The 15,995-nt window shown below is 33.7% G+C and carries 21 protein-coding genes; 13 read left to right on the top strand and 8 right to left on the bottom strand.

Annotated features, from left to right (window positions below; all coding sequences use genetic code 11):
- Positions 1-30: 30 nt before the first annotated feature.
- Entirely contained in the window at positions 31-396 is a 366-nt protein-coding gene (locus LD272_RS00155) for a hypothetical protein (protein ID WP_226034557.1), read from the bottom strand.
- 185 nt (positions 397-581) lie between these two features.
- Complete coding sequence (locus LD272_RS00150) at positions 582-719, bottom strand: FbpB family small basic protein (protein ID WP_226034556.1); 138 nt, start codon at positions 717-719, stop codon at positions 582-584.
- 114 nt (positions 720-833) lie between these two features.
- On the opposite strand from LD272_RS00150, the gene LD272_RS00145 reads away from it, so the two are divergent.
- The gene (locus LD272_RS00145) at positions 834-1,997 is read left to right on the top strand and encodes an aminotransferase A (protein ID WP_226034555.1); all 1,164 of its coding nucleotides are present in this window, start codon (positions 834-836) and stop codon (positions 1,995-1,997) included.
- A gap of 57 nt (positions 1,998-2,054) precedes the next feature.
- Here the strand turns inward: LD272_RS00145 and LD272_RS00140 are convergent, their stop codons facing one another.
- Positions 2,055-2,234, bottom strand: a complete 180-nt coding sequence (locus LD272_RS00140) for an aspartyl-phosphate phosphatase Spo0E family protein (protein WP_226034554.1) — start codon at positions 2,232-2,234, stop codon at positions 2,055-2,057.
- A gap of 860 nt (positions 2,235-3,094) precedes the next feature.
- Between LD272_RS00140 and LD272_RS00135 the strand changes: the two genes are divergently transcribed.
- Complete coding sequence (locus LD272_RS00135) at positions 3,095-4,255, top strand: zinc ribbon domain-containing protein (RefSeq protein ID WP_226034553.1); 1,161 nt, start codon at positions 3,095-3,097, stop codon at positions 4,253-4,255.
- A gap of 21 nt (positions 4,256-4,276) precedes the next feature.
- Positions 4,277-5,431, top strand: coding sequence for a S1C family serine protease (locus tag LD272_RS00130; RefSeq protein WP_226034552.1), 1,155 nt, complete (start codon positions 4,277-4,279; stop codon positions 5,429-5,431).
- A 195-nt stretch (positions 5,432-5,626) separates the two neighbouring features.
- Here LD272_RS00130 and LD272_RS00125 read toward each other — a convergent pair whose 3' ends face one another.
- Positions 5,627-7,324: a sensor domain-containing protein gene (locus tag LD272_RS00125; RefSeq protein WP_226034551.1), complete on the bottom strand. Its 1,698-nt coding sequence runs from the start codon at positions 7,322-7,324 to the stop codon at positions 5,627-5,629.
- A gap of 255 nt (positions 7,325-7,579) precedes the next feature.
- On the opposite strand from LD272_RS00125, the gene LD272_RS00120 reads away from it, so the two are divergent.
- Positions 7,580-7,768, top strand: a complete 189-nt coding sequence (locus LD272_RS00120) for a YjcZ family sporulation protein (RefSeq protein WP_226035000.1) — start codon at positions 7,580-7,582, stop codon at positions 7,766-7,768.
- 70 nt (positions 7,769-7,838) lie between these two features.
- Here LD272_RS00120 and LD272_RS00115 read toward each other — a convergent pair whose 3' ends face one another.
- Both LD272_RS00115 and LD272_RS00110 read right to left on the bottom strand, forming a co-directional pair.
- Positions 7,839-8,567 carry an alpha/beta fold hydrolase gene (locus tag LD272_RS00115; RefSeq protein WP_226034550.1) on the bottom strand — a complete coding sequence of 243 codons (729 nt, stop codon included), beginning with the start codon at positions 8,565-8,567 and terminating at the stop codon, positions 7,839-7,841.
- A 60-nt stretch (positions 8,568-8,627) separates the two neighbouring features.
- Positions 8,628-9,038, bottom strand: coding sequence for a YwpF family protein (locus tag LD272_RS00110; RefSeq protein ID WP_226034549.1), 411 nt, complete (start codon positions 9,036-9,038; stop codon positions 8,628-8,630).
- A gap of 219 nt (positions 9,039-9,257) precedes the next feature.
- Between LD272_RS00110 and LD272_RS00105 the strand changes: the two genes are divergently transcribed.
- The gene (locus LD272_RS00105) at positions 9,258-9,440 is read left to right on the top strand and encodes a hypothetical protein (RefSeq protein WP_226034548.1); all 183 of its coding nucleotides are present in this window, start codon (positions 9,258-9,260) and stop codon (positions 9,438-9,440) included.
- A gap of 118 nt (positions 9,441-9,558) precedes the next feature.
- Complete coding sequence (locus tag LD272_RS00100) at positions 9,559-10,305, top strand: hypothetical protein (protein ID WP_226034547.1); 747 nt, start codon at positions 9,559-9,561, stop codon at positions 10,303-10,305.
- A 78-nt stretch (positions 10,306-10,383) separates the two neighbouring features.
- Here the strand turns inward: LD272_RS00100 and LD272_RS00095 are convergent, their stop codons facing one another.
- Complete coding sequence (locus tag LD272_RS00095; protein ID WP_226034546.1) at positions 10,384-10,827, bottom strand: hypothetical protein; 444 nt, start codon at positions 10,825-10,827, stop codon at positions 10,384-10,386.
- Positions 10,828-11,164: 337 nt separating this feature from the next.
- Between LD272_RS00095 and LD272_RS00090 the strand changes: the two genes are divergently transcribed.
- The 7 genes from LD272_RS00090 (at position 11,165) to LD272_RS00060 (ending at position 14,943) form a co-directional block, all read left to right on the top strand.
- Positions 11,165-11,371, top strand: a complete 207-nt coding sequence (locus LD272_RS00090; protein ID WP_226034545.1) for a DUF1657 domain-containing protein — start codon at positions 11,165-11,167, stop codon at positions 11,369-11,371.
- Between the two features lie 125 nt (positions 11,372-11,496).
- Positions 11,497-11,967 (top strand): dynein light chain family protein, encoded by a 471-nt coding sequence (locus LD272_RS00085; RefSeq protein ID WP_226034544.1) that lies wholly within the window; start codon positions 11,497-11,499, stop codon positions 11,965-11,967.
- A 16-nt stretch (positions 11,968-11,983) separates the two neighbouring features.
- Complete coding sequence (spoVAC, locus tag LD272_RS00080; RefSeq protein WP_226034543.1) at positions 11,984-12,466, top strand: stage V sporulation protein AC; 483 nt, start codon at positions 11,984-11,986, stop codon at positions 12,464-12,466.
- Positions 12,467-13,477 carry a stage V sporulation protein AD gene (gene spoVAD / locus LD272_RS00075; protein ID WP_226034542.1) on the top strand — a complete coding sequence of 337 codons (1,011 nt, stop codon included), beginning with the start codon at positions 12,467-12,469 and terminating at the stop codon, positions 13,475-13,477.
- Position 13,478: 1 nt separating this feature from the next.
- The gene (gene spoVAE, locus LD272_RS00070) at positions 13,479-13,829 is read left to right on the top strand and encodes a stage V sporulation protein AE (RefSeq protein WP_226034541.1); all 351 of its coding nucleotides are present in this window, start codon (positions 13,479-13,481) and stop codon (positions 13,827-13,829) included.
- A gap of 15 nt (positions 13,830-13,844) precedes the next feature.
- Positions 13,845-14,051, top strand: a complete 207-nt coding sequence (locus LD272_RS00065) for a DUF1657 domain-containing protein (RefSeq protein ID WP_226034540.1) — start codon at positions 13,845-13,847, stop codon at positions 14,049-14,051.
- Positions 14,052-14,082: 31 nt separating this feature from the next.
- Entirely contained in the window at positions 14,083-14,943 is an 861-nt protein-coding gene (locus tag LD272_RS00060; RefSeq protein WP_226034539.1) for a DUF421 domain-containing protein, read from the top strand.
- 38 nt (positions 14,944-14,981) lie between these two features.
- Here LD272_RS00060 and LD272_RS00055 read toward each other — a convergent pair whose 3' ends face one another.
- Entirely contained in the window at positions 14,982-15,962 is a 981-nt protein-coding gene (locus LD272_RS00055; protein WP_226034538.1) for a zinc-binding dehydrogenase, read from the bottom strand.
- Positions 15,963-15,995: the final 33 nt, after the last annotated feature.

Genomic DNA, 15,995 nt, shown 5'->3' with positions numbered 1-15,995 from the left:
AGCACACCGCTTTAATATGTTCTGGAGAAATTAAATAGATTTTGAATTATGGGCTTTTATTTGGGCAATAATAGTGTGAGTTACTTGAATTAAAAAAAGCAAACCTCCAAAAAGAATGATTCCTAAAGCAACGTTAGCAATAGTTGTTGACGTTGCTTCTTCTGTGTTACCTATGCTACCTCTAAAATTAACTAACCCAACTATGAATAATAAGAGAAAGCTACATGTGAAATAAGTGAGTACACGGTTTAAATTTAATAATATCACCAACTTTATTACAGGGTATAACAGATAGTAACATAGAAGAATTCCAAGGAATCCAACTAAGATATCAACATGTTTTTCCGTTATTCCAAACGGTATTAATTGAGAATAATTTATAAACCAGGCTCCCATTAAATCCCACCTTTATCCAACCTTAGTTTTATTGTTTCCAAAAATAAAATCTATTATACTGTTATTTGTACTTCTAAACCAAAACTCGTTCACTAATAAAAACCGTCCCCTCACAAGTAAATGTGAAGGGACGGTTGTTAACTTATTTATTTTGTCTGTTCGCTCATTCATGTGGTATCATCAATTTACTGTTTAATTTTTGTGCTCTTTAACTGTCTGTTCTCTATCTGCTCTTCTAGTTGCTTCATAGCTTTTTTATCATTTGTCAGTTCCTGTATATTTTTATCAACTAATTCTTCAAAAGATAATTTACGTAGTCTCACTGTAGTCACTCCCTACCATATATTAATCGCTTTCATTATAACAGATGAATAAGGCTAATAAATTTAAATTGTGTGAACATTTTGTTAACTTTTGTATAAATGGAGGAAAATCTGATGGAACATCTAATCAACCGTAATGTTAAAAATATTGAAATATCAGGAATTCGTAAGTTTTTCAACATGGTAGCTGATAAAGACGACGTCCTGTCGCTGACAATAGGTCAGCCTGATTTTTATACACCGGATCATGTGAAGGCTGCTGCAAAAGACGCTATTAATCAAAATAAAACTACATATACTCATAATGCTGGAATACTTCCCTTGAGAACAGCAATTAGTTCGTTCGTTAATACTCAGTACGATCTATCGTACGACCCAAAAACAGAAATCATAGTTACAGTTGGCGCATCACAAGCCATAGATGCAACTTTAAGAACAATTTTAAATCAAGGTGATGAAGTTATTCTTCCAGGTCCTGTTTATCCAGGTTATGAGCCCTTAATTAAATTGGCTGGGGGAGTTCCAGTCTATGCAGACACAACGCAAAACGAGTTTAAACTTACTAGTGATATTATAAAAAAACACATATCAAAACATACTAAATGCATTATCTTGCCGTATCCTTCAAATCCTACTGGTGTTACATTGACCAAGACAGAATTACAAGAAATAGCTGAAGAACTAAAAAGTCATGACATATTCATCCTCGCAGACGAAATATATAGTGAACTGGTTTATGATCAGGAGCACGTATCTATTGGCGTTTTTGATGAGGTCAAAAATAAAACAATTATTGTAAATGGAGTGTCTAAATCTCATTCAATGACTGGTTGGAGGATAGGCTATTTACTTGCACCAGCTTGGTTATCACAACATATATTGAAAGTACATCAATATAATGTTTCTTGCGCGACTTCAATAAGTCAATATGCTGCTTTAGAAGCTTTAACAAATGGACTGACTGATTCTGTTTATATGAAAGAACAGTATAAAATGAGGCGCGAATTTGTCTATTCGAGATTAACCAAAATGGGGATTGAGGTTGTCAAACCGGACGGAGCATTTTACTTCTTTCCAAAATTCCCAATTTCAGAAATGTCCTCATTTGATTTAGCCATCAAACTGGTTAATATGGCTAAGCTTGCTTTAGTACCTGGGGATGCATTTTCCGTATATGGTCAAGGGTTTCTGAGACTTTCCTATGCTTACGATATGGATACATTAGAGAAAGGTATGGATCAATTGGAACAGTTTCTCGTTGAAAATATCCTTAATTAACCTTTGGGTATTTAAAGAATGCTTCAACATTCGACAATGTTGAAGCATTCTTTTTATTTATTTAACTTTATCTTTACTTCTAGAAACCTTATTTTTCTCATATAGATTTAATAGCTTGTCTAATTCTTGACTAAGTGTTATAGATTCTGGACTTGTAAAACCTTTTTGTAAGGCAACCTCGGTCATCTTATTTCTTAGAAATTCAATTCTCAGTAATAGTCTTATTGAATAATTCATACCGGGTTACCTCCCTACGTTTAATGTTTATTAAATCTTAACATAGCTCAATCTAGTTTTGCAGTTTAATATTAACCAATTTTCACCGAGTAACTATGCTTTTATTTTAGTAGATAATTACCTTCTGGTGTTATTCTATTTTAAATTTCTATAAAATGAATGAATACAAACAAACATGCGCTCGTACAATCAGAAGTTGAGGAAATCACTCGACCTTTCTACAGTCAAGAACTATACGAAGAGGATTTTAGGATTTGTTCTGTTTTTTTGCGAAAAATGAACATGGTTTGTTCTTCTAAAAGAAAAAATGACAGTAAAACTGCCATTTTATCCTCTATCAAAGATATTGAATCCCATTAGTGTCACTAATATTACTAAAGAAACGATAAAAAATATTACTTCACTCACCTTATATACCTCCTTATCGCTTTTAGCTATGCCTCTTAGTAGCTTCAGTAATTATACTATAATAAAATCAAGAGAATATACTTTATGTACTAAAAGTATCTATATGTTATTTTAACAAATTTTTTTGTATTTTCCTACTTTTTAACAAAACATAGATAATTACTACAACGAATAGTAGTATGATAAACTATTGTTAACTAAATGCATATTCAAAAAGGTGCCGAATTGAGAAGCAAGCCGGTTGAGGTGGCCTAGCTTTTTTGCAAAGGAACGTATGTTTTTAATATGTGAGTGGCAAACGAAGAGTTTCTACGCATATCATTTGGTGACTTTTTAAACAACCTCTATAATGTAAATTCAATAATTGTTTTTCTCTTTATCTATTTTTTTAAAACTAATCTAGAAAAACATAATACTAACTTGCTAGACTGAACTGAAAGAAGGTGACCTATATGCCCCACTGTCCCTATTGTGGCGGAAAAATTAAAAGTGATGAGATTTTCTGTACGCAATGCGGAAAAAAAATTCCTAATGATATTAATGATCGAATTCCCAATGAAAAACAAAACCATCGACTATGGTATTTTCCAATCATAACGATTATCATTATTTTAATCGCTATAGGTAGCTATTATATGCACTTAGAAAATAATTCAAAAGAATCTAAAGAACTTTTCAGGCAAGGGGAAGACTTAGCTTTGGATGGTCACTATGTAAAAGCCTTATCTGCCTTTGAAGATGCGTTGGAACGTAAAGGCAATTTTCCAGCAGCATCTACAAATAAGAAATTTATCAAAATAGCCATTGAAGTAACTTCCGAATTAGACACAGCAGAAAAACTCACTTCTGATGAAGATTTTCAAAAATCACTCGAATTAATAGCTAGTGCTGAAGATAAACTAAAAAACTATAACGGTGAGGTGGTTAATGCACTCATTAATGAAATTGTAGAGCAGCGAAAATCTACTCAATTAAATCAGCTATCCACAAAAATGAATGAAGACCTTAGCATAGATGATTTAAAAACTCTTCTATGGGAAGCTGAAGCAATTAAAAACGATGAATCAGAGATAATCGCTGAAGATATTAAGAATCGAATTATATCCTACATCTTCTCTACCGCAAGTGATCAATTAAATAATAAGCAATTTTCAAGTGCGCGAGATATCGTTGATGATGGATTGAAATATGCACCAGAATCGGAGAAACTTCTTAGTCTAAAAACGACGATTGAAAAAGAGAAAACGGCTTTCGAAACAGCTCAAGAACAAAGAATTGAACAGGCAATGAATGCCGCAGAAGAAGAACACGAAATTAATAAAAACGATGCCGTAGAAATTATTGATATTCAGGTTGTAGAAGATGACCAAGATGATTTAGTTGTTTCAGGAAAACTAAAAAGTGTTGCAACAGTACCTATTAACTCGCTGTCGGTTGAGTATGTTTTGTTAGATAAGGACGATGACGAGATACTTTCAAACGAAGTATATGTCTATCCAGACACACTATACCCAGACGAAGAAGGTAAGTTCGATTTTACCCATTATGAAATTGAGGAAGAAACAAGCGAACTAAAAGTAAAGATTGAAAAAATTAAGTGGTTTCTAGATTAGTAAATACAACGGAGTGAGACGATGAATAAGAAAAAGAGTTACCTCCCGATACTATTAACAGTTTTTCTAGTATTAATTGGGGTTGTATCGATTTTATTTATAAATAATCAATGGCAAAGTGAGCCACTTGAAGTAAAAAACACATTGGCCAACCAAGTTACTAATGAAGAAACTTCTACGGATTTAAAAACTATTATTCATGAATCTCAAAAAAACGTCGTTCAAATTGAAGCGATTACTAATAGCAGTGAAAAAATCGGTTCTGGCTTTGTCTTTAATAATAAAGGAGATATTGTTACAAACGCTCATGTAGTTAAAGAATCTAATTCAATTTATGTGAAAACTGCAGATGCGCAAATATTTACAGCCGCACTAGTAGGAATTGGTGATAATAAGGACATTGCTGTCATCCGAGTTCCTCAACTAGCTAATCAGAATCCTGCAGTAATAGACACGAACTTTCGTGCCGAAATAGGTGATGAAATAATTGCTGTCGGTAGCCCGTTGGGATTTCAAAACTCTGTTACCTTAGGTATTATTTCTGGCACAAACAGATCGTTCACAATTGATGAGTTTGATTATGAAAATGTTTATCAAATTTCAGCACATATTACGAATGGAAACAGTGGTGGTCCCCTTATTGATCGTTCAACAGGTAAAGTAATTGCAATTAATTCTGCTGGTATTGAAGAAGGTGGTATTGGTTTTAGCATTCCTATTTCCGCCGTGTTGGAAGATGTAACAAAGTGGTCTGATGCAGCCGAACAACGAGAATTAGATTACAATAGTTTATCAGAAGAAGCTCAACAGGTTAATCCGGATCAACTTGTTGAAGATGCAGAATATATTATTGGATATTTTTTCGAAAGCTTATCAATACGAGACTATATCAATGCTTATGCACTCTTAGGTAGTGAATGGCAAACAAAGACTTCCTACCAAACGTTTCGAGAAAACTATATTCATGTGGTAGAAACACAAATAATCGAAATGGAAAGTTCCTTTATTGAAGAAACTAATCAAATTAAAGTAAATCTAATTGCAGAAAAAGTGGTTAGAAACTCGAATCAAAAAGTAAAAAACGAACAACATCAGTATTCTTTTCAAATAGGTTATGAAAACGGTCAACTAAAAATTATTGGTAGTGAGCAATCAGCCATATCCACCTCGGAGTAAAATAAGCAATTAAAGATAAAATAATCAACAGACCAAAAGTGTATTAAGACAGGAAGTGCACAATATCGCAAAACCACTTCGAAGTAAATTCATCTATGAGTTATTTCGCTTGAGCTGGCATCGCTATACTAGGAATTAATTTTCTTCAGCAGTCCATTTTATAATTTCCTGATTATTAATAAAGACGCACACCCTTTAGGGTTGTGCGTCTACTATTTTTTCATTTTTATATCGTACATACCTATTTCTTCCCAGACATTTTGCTTCATAAAGAGCTTTGTCAGCATTTTTCATAATCGCTTGAACTTCATCACCATCATCTGGATAAATACTACTCCCTATACTAAATGACAAATGAAAGGAATCTTTTCCTACAAAGAATTTTTCTTTCATCTTCTGTAATATTCTATTTGCCATGAACTCTATTTCTTGATCATCTGTGATTTGTGGTAGCAAGACAGCAAATTCATCTCCACCTATTCTGGAAATAATCTCCTTCTCTCCTACTATCTCTCTCAAACGGTCAGCAACAGCTATTAAAAATTGATCCCCAACATCATGTCCGTATTTATCATTTACCTTTTTAAATTTATCTCCGTCAAGATATAAAATTGCCATCCTATTTAGTGCTTGTCGATCTACTTCGTCCATTGCTTTTTGGGAAACCTCTTCAAATATTCTTCTGTTTGGAAGTGACGTCAAAAAATCCGTATAAGCAAGTTGTTTCAATTTCTCTTCCGCAAGCTTTCGTTTCGTTATATCACGGCTTGATGCAACTACCCTCGTAATTTCCCCTTCACCACCTATAATTGGCTCTATATTATCTTCCACCCATATAATATTATTCGTTTTCTTGACCATTCGGAACTCTAAACGTAAGCTTGTCTTTTCAATTTGAAGTTTTTTATACTGATGCTTAATTTCCTCTACGTCATCTTTATGAATAAAGTTAAATTTGCTCTTATTAATAAATTCATCAGAGCTATATCCCAAAATATATTCGTGGGATGGTGAAGCGTAGCGTATATGTCCATCTATATCGAGTATTTCTATTAAGTCTTGCATTGACTCAGCAATTAACTGATACCGTTCTTGAGCAACTGAGAGTTCATGTTTTGTTTTTAATTTATCAGTTATATTCTCAAAAATACCCGCAAATGCGACATAGTTTCCAGACTCGTCAGCGATAGGGTTAAATGTTACTGTAACGTTAATTAAATGACCAAACTTATCTAGATATGTAGTTTCTTCTTTTAGAACTCTTTTTCCTTTAGATAAGTTATCTATGTATTCTTTAATATTTATTTGTGGTTGAAACTCCTGATACGAGTAATCGATAATTTCACTTTTTTTATACTTAAACAACTTATAAAATGACTCATTTGCCATTAAAAATGTTCCATTTAAATCAACTAAAGCTAATCCTTCTTCTGCATTTTCAACAAAAGAAGCGAATAGTCTATTTAGATATTTGATATCATTCGATTGTAATGCTAAATGTGTTAAGTTAATCGTGATTGATAATATATGAGTTATTTCATTTTGATCATTTCGAACAGGAATTAATCTGCTTTTAGCTTTAAAATGTCCATTTGACAATACAACACTATCTGAGTAATTAACAAGCTGATTTGTTTTTAAGACATCTTGATATTTTTCTTCCAAATACTCTGCTTGACTTTTCGAATTAGATTCCATTAATGTCTTTCCAATATTTTTTTGTGTTAACCGAGCTAACTCCATTCCTGCATCATTGATAAATTCGTAGGTGAACGTTGAGGTGTTTTGATCTTTAGATACTTTCATAAGAAAAATGCAATCTGTCATTAATCCGGCAAACTGCTTAATCCATTCTATTTGATTTTCATGCATATGGTGGATTTTTAAATTCATGCTCACCACTCCTTTAGTTGCCTAAAAAGCTACTTTAGTCCTATACTGCTATTTTACATGAGATGAAAAATTAAAAACAGTCTTTTTCCAAAAAATTACATAATATTTATCTTAAGGTAAGATTTTATTTTAAAATCTCCATACTCGCTATGCCTATTTTTCTATCGATTTCTATAAACTAGGTAAACGTCTATACACAAATATCACTTGAGCCATATAGTATTAATGTAGTTTACTCAGGAGGTGAGTATGTATATGTCACACTTAGGATACGGATCCCCTTATGGAGCACCTGCTGGATATGGTGCTGGAGCTTATGGTGCTGAAGGATATGGCGCTGGATATTGCGGCGCTGGAACAGGTTATGGTGGCGGCAATTCCTTCGCCTTAATCGTAGTACTTTTCATCTTACTCATCATTGTTGGCGCAGCATTTTATGCCTAATCTTGGTACTCCTAAAGGCCTATAAAAGCAAACCCTCATAACGTTTTTTGAGGGTTTGCTTCTTACTTGTTTATCCCTCTTTATCATCAAGAACACTATCCAAATTTGAACAAAAAGCTTGAACACTAATAACAAATTCCTGTTTATCATTTAACATTTTATTGCTATCATCTTTAATAATTAAAGATTGGCAATTTGGTAAATACCATTCGTATTTTCTAATGTCCTGTTTCGTTAATCCGTCTTCAATTACAACTAATACAGGAAAATGAAAACTTTTTAATGCTTCCCAAAAAACTACTTCGTGTGAGTCCTTTTGGAAAGCGCTAACAAAATTATAAAAAGATTTATTTTGTTTTGCCCGATTAATACTTACTGTCGTTCGTTTGAATTGATTCAACCATTTTACCGGAAGTTCACGATGTACAGCCGGAAAGTCACCAACAATGATTCCGGCTATTTGGTCTGAATTACTTAACGCATACCCCATCAAATAGCTTACGCCGTAAGAATGACCATAAATAATATAACGATTTATATTCAGGTTAGCTATTACTGTCTCAATGTCTTGTATATGGTCATATAGTGTGTACCCCTCTTTTGGGGTATTACTCTTTCCTCTTCCTCGTAAGGATATAGTTATAGATGGACGAGGATACAAATTTTCCATAAATTTAATATAGTTCTCAGCAGCTTCAAGACCAGGAATAATAATTATCGGGACATGATGGGAATTAAAATCACCATGATACAAATAATATATATTAACACCGTTGTTCTGTACATGTCGTTCTTTCATAGAATCTTCCCTTCCTTATTTCATCGCATTGGAAGTTACAAAAACTAGTTAAGAATTTAACTACACTCTATCTTTAAATTCATTCAATAATTGATCGCCCTGATAACCTTCTTCAATTAGAGCCTTAAGTGTTTGTTCGATTTGGCCTTTTTTAAGGTCAATTATTTTACCTAAGAACAGGATACTAACATGATCTTTTATATCGTTAATCTCAATAATAGATGACATAAACGTTGCAGGTTTATTAGTCTCCTTTGTGATCTTAGCTTGCAACATGATGGCATCATTTTTCTTTTTTATGTTGGAAAAGTACTTAGAATAGGATTGATCAAGTAAACACTCCAATACCCATTGACTCTTTTCATCCTCTCGATCAATAATCAAGCCATCTAAAAGGGGGATATTGTGGGACACTATATCACTTTTAATATCTTCTAACACATCAAGTGAAATAAGTTTGAATGTTTTCATTAAGCATGCCTCCATAATTGTATAACGTTAATTTCTACTTCCAACAGTAATTTGAATGATTATTCATATTTCTATTTCTACTTCTATTCTAACAGAAATAATTAAGTTTTTATCATTAATACTTGTTTATTTTTACTATTACAAATCAATTACCATCATACGATTTAACATATTAGTGAATAGTAGATAAGAATTCTAATTAAAAGGAGTGTTACTAAAATGATTTGGTTGATATTCATTGTTTTAATTTTCGTTATTATTACTATTGCTGTAATCCTTGAGAGAAAAGGTGAAAATAAGTTTAATGATGGTGATTTTACAATAGAAGAAAAAGCCCAGATTGATAATGATTACATAAAAAATGGAGAGCATCACGAAACAGATCGCGGTGATAAAATATAAGAGTTGCAGATAATTCTTTTTAACAAGATGTTAGTATTTTTCACTAACATAACGGGAACAAATGACTTATTTTTTAAAGTCCTGTATAATAATTATATCTTTTATCAGGGGTGTTAAAATGAAAACTAGTTCATTTTTCTTATTGTTTTTTTTCCTCTTCGCATGTAGTTCTGATGTTTCACCTGCTATTACAAAAAAGGATGTGGTATCTGAGGAAGCTAATCCTAAACCCGAATTAGTAGAAAACGAAATTAAGGAGAATAATGAAGAAAAAGTACAAATGGTGTTGGAATTCAACTTACCAAACGAGCAAGTTACGATAAATTTGGATGGGATAGAAATTTTAAACGAATATTTAACAGGCGCAAGTAACAGGCAAGAACAAATCGATAAAATGATACTAACACCCGTAAAGTTACCTGAGTATGACACTCTATATTTACTTCAATTCTCTTGCTACAATGATAATTGCTCTTATCTACTATTAGATCAAAAGGATGAAGGACGTTCATTCTTATTGGCCGATTTATCAAAAATTCTTAAATTTGCTATTTCTGATGATAACAATAAGTTATTAATGGTATTCAGAAGAATAAATGAGGAAGGCAATCTAATACTACAAAAAGATAACTTACTTGTTATTGATTTAGATAGTTGGGAAACTCTATCGGTTTCAACGAATTCACAAGAAAAATTCGCCAACAACTATAAAGTTCCGATTATGGATGCTAATTGGAATCAAGATCATTCGATAACAATTTCCACCCCGCGATTAAAAACACCAACCGAAGAAAATTTAATTAAATGGTATGAGAGCATAGATAAAACTACTAAAAATCAAAAGTTATTCATTGAAGGTATGTAAAAATAAACAACAGAACTCTATGTAAAGTTAAATAACAAAAAAGTAAGTTTCTCATGATGAGAAGCTTACTTTTTTGTTTTAATGAAACACTATCTCTTGTTCACTATAAACATTGAATGGTTCACCATCTACAAAAAATTGACTGTGAATATACAAATTATAACTACCTTTCTCAAGAGGAGAATAGCTTTCCGGTTCTTGAGGATGATATATGTAATTCGGTTCAAGTGTTTTAGTCACGTGACTACCCGTAAAGTCATGGTTCTCTTGATTAATCGATACTGAAGTTAACGGGGTTCGATGATCGATAGTAATTGTTTCGCTACCTATATATTGGAGGGATCGAAGTATTTGAAAACCGTCCCCATTTCTTTCAACTCTTATATGTACAATGAAGTCATCCTTTTGCTCTCTAATTTTATAAGTTTCAATCAATTTAGCGCTTGATGTCTCATTTAACCAGTAAATTGTTCCGGAGATTGTCAATACTATAAGTAATATTAGAATAATAATTTTTTTCATTTTTATCCCCTCCTCACGCTATTATGTATCTATATATAATATAGACGAATAGGTACGGCAAAAGGTTTCACTAAATTTGGAAATTTTATACTATTATTTACAGTTATAACTAAGTTTGACGATCTCTAGACTACCCTTTTTGTTGCTCAAGTCATCCGTATTTTACTACATAAATACTTATTACTACTTAAATGTAATGTCTTTAATTCGTATTCCTAAAAAAAGTAAAACACGAATAAATAACATTTAAGAGTTGCAATATAAATATATACCCTTGAATGCGTTGTGACTAACCAATTCATTTTGATGGTTAATTAATCGTTAAGGAGGAATTCGAATGACTGTATCTAGCCAAGTAAAGCAAGCTGTGGCAGGTCTAAAAAGTGCACAAGCTAGTTTGGAAACATTTGCGCTTCAAACCCAAAATGAACAAGCAAAGCAAATGTACCAAAATGCTGCGCAACAAACTGAAACTGTAGTTCAATCTTTAGAACCACGAGTACTAGAAATAGAAAATGAAGAACCGCAATATAAACAAGAATAGAGGCACCATTTGACCTCCAATTTTAAAAATCACACTCGGTGTCAGCAGTTACTTGCTGCACCGGGTATTTATGAAGGTGGATTCAATCTACCCTTTTTCATACTTTAAAAATAAAGGTGATAACAGTGAATAAATTTAAGATTCCAGTAATTATAAGCCTCGCTTTTTCATTTTTTGTTCTAGCTGGTTGTAATACCGAGGAAGATAAACGAATTGTTAGTGATGATTTAGATAATAATATTACAAAGATTAGTAAAACTTCTCAAGTAGATCAATCACTCTCTAATGATGCTAAAGAATTTGTATTAAATAAAGACAACGTTACAGGTGTCAGAGGTGTAAACACAGCTACTCGACTATTTATAGCTGTTGAGATAGCACAACTAGAACAATTCAATGAACAGGATATTGGAAAAGAAATAAAAAAAGAATTACAAAAAAAATACTCTAACAAGAAAGTTGAAGTTTCTTCTGATCAAAAGCTATTTTTCGAGTTAGATGAATTAGAAAAGCAGGTTCAAAATAACAACATCAAAAGAGAAAAATTAACTAAAAAGTTTGATGAACTTGAAAAACTATTGAATGATGAAGCGTAACAAGTGAGGTATAAAAATGTCGAACAATAAGAAAAAAAAACTAACTCCAACTCAGCAAGAATATCAGCAATTTGCAAACAATCGAGAAGTAGTTAAACGCCCTCTTTTAAAAAATTGTATCAAAGCATTTTTAGTCGGAGGTATCATTTGCGTGATTGGCCAGTTAATATCTACTTTTTATATGTATTTCTTTAAATTCACCGAACAAAACGTCGGCAATCCAACCGTTGCCACATTAATTTTTATCACAATGCTCTTAACTGGTTTTGGAGTGTATGACCGGCTGGCACAATTTGCTGGAGCTGGTTCAGCCGTACCCGTTACCGGATTTGGTAATGCTGTTATTTCGGCAGCCATAGAACATCGTACGGAAGGATTTGTATTAGGTGTAGGTGGAAATATCTTTAAACTTGCTGGTCCAGTTATTGTATTTGGTGTTTTCTCGGCATTTATCGTCGCGTTAATTAAAACGATTTTAATACAATGGGGTGGATTATAAATGTTAGCAGGACATCGTACATGGATTTTTGAAAATAAACCGGTAATCATTTCAACAGGTACTGTTGGCGGACCATTTGAAGCAGATGGAAGTATTCCTGAAGATTTTGATTTATTACACTCCGATATGTGGATCGGACAAGATTCATTTGAAAAAGCACATAAGATATTACTCGATGAAGCCTGTCAAAAAGCTATCGAAAAAGCCGGCGTACAAAAAGAACAGATCCAATTTTTTTTAGCTGGAGATCTTATCAACCAAATTACCCCTACTAGCTTCTCAGCATCACAATTAGGTGCGCCATATTTAGGATTATTTAGCGCTTGTTCCACATCTATGGAAGGATTAGCTTTAAGTGCACTAATAGTAAACAGTAAAGGAGCGAATTATGTCTTAACTGGTGCTTCTAGTCACAATGCAGCTGTTGAAAAGCAGTTTCGTTATCCAACTGAGTATGGTGGTCAAAAACCCGCTACTTCTCAGTGGACAGTTACAGGAGGTGGTGTGGCCCTTCTTAGTAATCAAGGAGATGGGCCAAAGGTTACTTCTGCTACAATTGGCAAAATCGTTGATATGGGTATGTCAGACCCTTTCAATATGGGTGGTGCAATGGCACCAGCGGCAGTAGATACAATTGAAGCGCATTTTAAAGAACGTGGTGTTGATGCCACGTATTATGATCTAATTATAACTGGCGACTTGGCTCATGTTGGCCGTGAGGTAGCCATTGATTTATTTAAAAAGCACGGCACTACGATCAACGAGGATCAATTTGTTGACTGCGGCTTAACTATTTACCGCGAGGGACAGCCTGTGCTAGCTGGTGCCAGTGGTGCCGCATGTTCAGCAGTGGTAGCCTATGGTCATTTTTTAAACAGAATGAAAAAAGGAGAACTAAATCGCATACTGGTAGTGGCAACAGGCGCATTACTCTCTCCTCTTTCTTCTCAACAAAAAGAAACGATTCCCTGCATTGCACATGCTGTTTCGATAGAAAATGGAGGTGCTTAAGATGGTATTCTTTTGGGCTTTTGTTGTCGGAGGATTAATTTGTGTAATTGGTCAAATTATGTTTGATGTATTTAAACTAACTCCTGGACATACCCTAACCACTTTAGTTGTAAGTGGAGCTGTATTAAGCGGCCTAGGTTGGTATGAAAAATTAGTTGATTTTGCTGGTGCTGGAGCAACAGTACCGATTACAAGTTTTGGAAATCAACTTGTGATTGGCGCAATGGAACAAGCAGAAAAACATGGAATTATTGGTGTTATCACAGGAATGTTTCAAGTAACCAGTTCAGGTATTTCTGCAGCAATTATTTTTGGTACGATTGGAGCTATATTTTTTAAACCAAAAGGATAACAAGGAGAAGATACAATGACAATCGGATCCCAAGTGAAAACAAGTTTATCAAGTATAAAAAGTCTACAATCAAGTTTATCTAGCTTATCTATGCGTTCGCAAAATGAGGAAGCGAAACGAGTATTTCACGAAACCATGATGATAATGGATGAAGTTTGTATCGATTTACAAAAACGAGTCGGAGAATTAGAACGCGAAGAAGAACAATATAAAGGATTTTAACTAACCTTCAAATGTCAGGAGCTTTTTAAAAATGCCGGAATGGGTAGAAGTTATAATAAGATCAGTTGGATTAGTGATTATTGTTTTCGTTGTTTCTAAACTATTTGGAAAACGGCAATTAGGGCAGTTAAGTGTATTTGAATTCATCTCAGGAATCGTTGTAGCTGTTATTGCAGCGAACGTTTCCATTGGTCTTGGAATCTCCTTTGCCCATGGCCTTTTAAGCTTGAGTATTTGGTTTCTAATACCCGTTCTTCTTGGTTTATTAGCTCTAAAAAGCAAACCAGTCCGAGATTTAGTTGAGGGAAAAGGTACGATCTTTATTAAAGACGGAAAAATAATGGAAGATAATTTAAAAAAAGAACGTTTTAGTTCTGATGACCTGTTAGAAAAATTAAGAGCGAAAAACGTTTTTCAAGCTGCTGATGTTGAATTTGCTGTTCTAGAGGCTGATGGTGACTTAAGTGTATTACCAAAAAAAGAAAATCAGCCACTAACACCGAAGGACTTAGCTATTAAGGTTGCTCCAATAAAAGAACCACAAGCGGTAATTATGGATGGTGAAGTCCTTTATGAACCACTGTCGACAGTTGGACTGAGTTTGAATTGGCTCGAAACAGAATTAGATAAGCTCGGTGTTAGTGTTGAAAATGTTTACTTGGCACAAGTGGACTCTTATGGTCAATTAAACGTAGATTTATTTGACGACAAGCTACAAGTACCTTCACCACAAGAGAAGCCACTGCTTTTGGCAACAATGAAGAAGTGCCAAGCTGATTTAGAACTATTTGCACTTTCGACTGAAAATCAAGCAGCAAAAAAAATGTACTCAAAAAACAGTCAAAAGTTACAAACGGCGGTAGATAAGCTAACCATCTATCTACAAGATTGACTTAACCCAACAGTTAAAAATACTGGATTTAATTTAAACTATTGAATGCTAATAGCTATTTTTCCAAATTGCTTTGCATCACCTAAATAATCAAAAGCTGCTTGCGTATTTTCTAGACTAAATACTTTACCCACTACTGGATGAATAGAATGACTCTCAATAAATGCTAGCATCTCTCTTAACTCTTCTCTGCTTCCCATTGTCGATCCAAGCAATTGATATTGTCCATAGAAAAACTGACGAATATTAATCGTAATCTCATCCTCAGTAGTGGCACCGAAAGTTACAAGCTTTCCTCCCTTTTTGAGGACGGCTAATGACCGATTAAATGTTGCTTTACCAATACTGTCGATTACAATATCAATTTGTTCATTTTTCAATTCTATTTCCCAATCGCTATTGGTATCAAGAGCAATATCTGCACCTATTTCTTTTGCTCGATCTCTTTTTTCCTTACTTCTTGATGTAACAATGACCCTTGCCCCAGTTGCTTTGGCAAACTGAATTAAAAAGGTCGCAACACCGCTACCAGCACCAGGAATAAATACGGTATCTGAAGCTTTCACCTTAGCTTTTGTAAATAAAGCTCGGTAACCAGTTAAAGCTGGTAATGCCAGTACGCCTGCCTCTTCCCAAGTTAAATACGAAGGCTTCTTTTCAATATGTTCTACTGAAGTAATTATTTTTTCTGCAAATGTACCATCATCTGGCATTCCTACTATTTGAAAACCCTCTGGCGGTGCATCACTATTTTGATGCCAACCGATCCCAGGATTTAGTATAACCTCGTCTCCAACATGAAAGTTATTTACACCCTCTCCTATTTCTTCAATAATTCCAGCACCATCTGAACCTAACACAAGTGCTTCGGTAGATTCCCCGCGTCTTTTTGGAATATTTATATCTCTGTGATTTAATCCTGCAACCTTCAATTTAATTTTCACTTGCCCTACACTTACAGATGGCTCTTTTATTTCAGCATATTTCAGCTCTTTTCCAACATGAATAAATGCCTTCACTAGTTATCATCCTCTCATCAAATTTATCTTGTT

Origin of the sequence: Aquibacillus saliphilus, assembly GCF_020404745.1 — a bacterium.
Taxonomy (GTDB): domain Bacteria; phylum Bacillota; class Bacilli; order Bacillales; family Amphibacillaceae; genus Aquibacillus; species Aquibacillus saliphilus.
The sequence above is the reverse complement of the archived record's forward strand: the minus strand, read 5'-3'. Positions and strand labels throughout refer to the sequence as shown.

Bases quoted from the DNA above. Each gene is read 5' to 3' on its own strand.
- spoVAD (WP_226034542.1), top strand. From the start codon at position 12,467: ATGTTAGCAGGACATCGTACATGGATTTTTGAAAATAAACCGGTAATC.
- LD272_RS00130 (WP_226034552.1), top strand. From the start codon at position 4,277: ATGAATAAGAAAAAGAGTTACCTCCCGATACTATTAACAGTTTTTCTA.
- LD272_RS00105 (WP_226034548.1), top strand. From the start codon at position 9,258: ATGATTTGGTTGATATTCATTGTTTTAATTTTCGTTATTATTACTATT.
- LD272_RS00100 (WP_226034547.1), top strand. From the start codon at position 9,559: ATGAAAACTAGTTCATTTTTCTTATTGTTTTTTTTCCTCTTCGCATGT.
- LD272_RS00135 (WP_226034553.1), top strand. From the start codon at position 3,095: ATGCCCCACTGTCCCTATTGTGGCGGAAAAATTAAAAGTGATGAGATT.
- LD272_RS00090 (WP_226034545.1), top strand. From the start codon at position 11,165: ATGACTGTATCTAGCCAAGTAAAGCAAGCTGTGGCAGGTCTAAAAAGT.
- LD272_RS00155 (WP_226034557.1), bottom strand. From the start codon at position 396: ATGGGAGCCTGGTTTATAAATTATTCTCAATTAATACCGTTTGGAATA.
- LD272_RS00120 (WP_226035000.1), top strand. From the start codon at position 7,580: ATGTCACACTTAGGATACGGATCCCCTTATGGAGCACCTGCTGGATAT.
- LD272_RS00110 (WP_226034549.1), bottom strand. From the start codon at position 9,038: ATGAAAACATTCAAACTTATTTCACTTGATGTGTTAGAAGATATTAAA.
- LD272_RS00060 (WP_226034539.1), top strand. From the start codon at position 14,083: ATGCCGGAATGGGTAGAAGTTATAATAAGATCAGTTGGATTAGTGATT.
- LD272_RS00125 (WP_226034551.1), bottom strand. From the start codon at position 7,324: ATGAATTTAAAAATCCACCATATGCATGAAAATCAAATAGAATGGATT.
- LD272_RS00115 (WP_226034550.1), bottom strand. From the start codon at position 8,567: ATGAAAGAACGACATGTACAGAACAACGGTGTTAATATATATTATTTG.
- LD272_RS00140 (WP_226034554.1), bottom strand. From the start codon at position 2,234: ATGAATTATTCAATAAGACTATTACTGAGAATTGAATTTCTAAGAAAT.
- LD272_RS00145 (WP_226034555.1), top strand. From the start codon at position 834: ATGGAACATCTAATCAACCGTAATGTTAAAAATATTGAAATATCAGGA.
- LD272_RS00095 (WP_226034546.1), bottom strand. From the start codon at position 10,827: ATGAAAAAAATTATTATTCTAATATTACTTATAGTATTGACAATCTCC.
- spoVAE (WP_226034541.1), top strand. From the start codon at position 13,479: ATGGTATTCTTTTGGGCTTTTGTTGTCGGAGGATTAATTTGTGTAATT.
- LD272_RS00065 (WP_226034540.1), top strand. From the start codon at position 13,845: ATGACAATCGGATCCCAAGTGAAAACAAGTTTATCAAGTATAAAAAGT.
- spoVAC (WP_226034543.1), top strand. From the start codon at position 11,984: ATGTCGAACAATAAGAAAAAAAAACTAACTCCAACTCAGCAAGAATAT.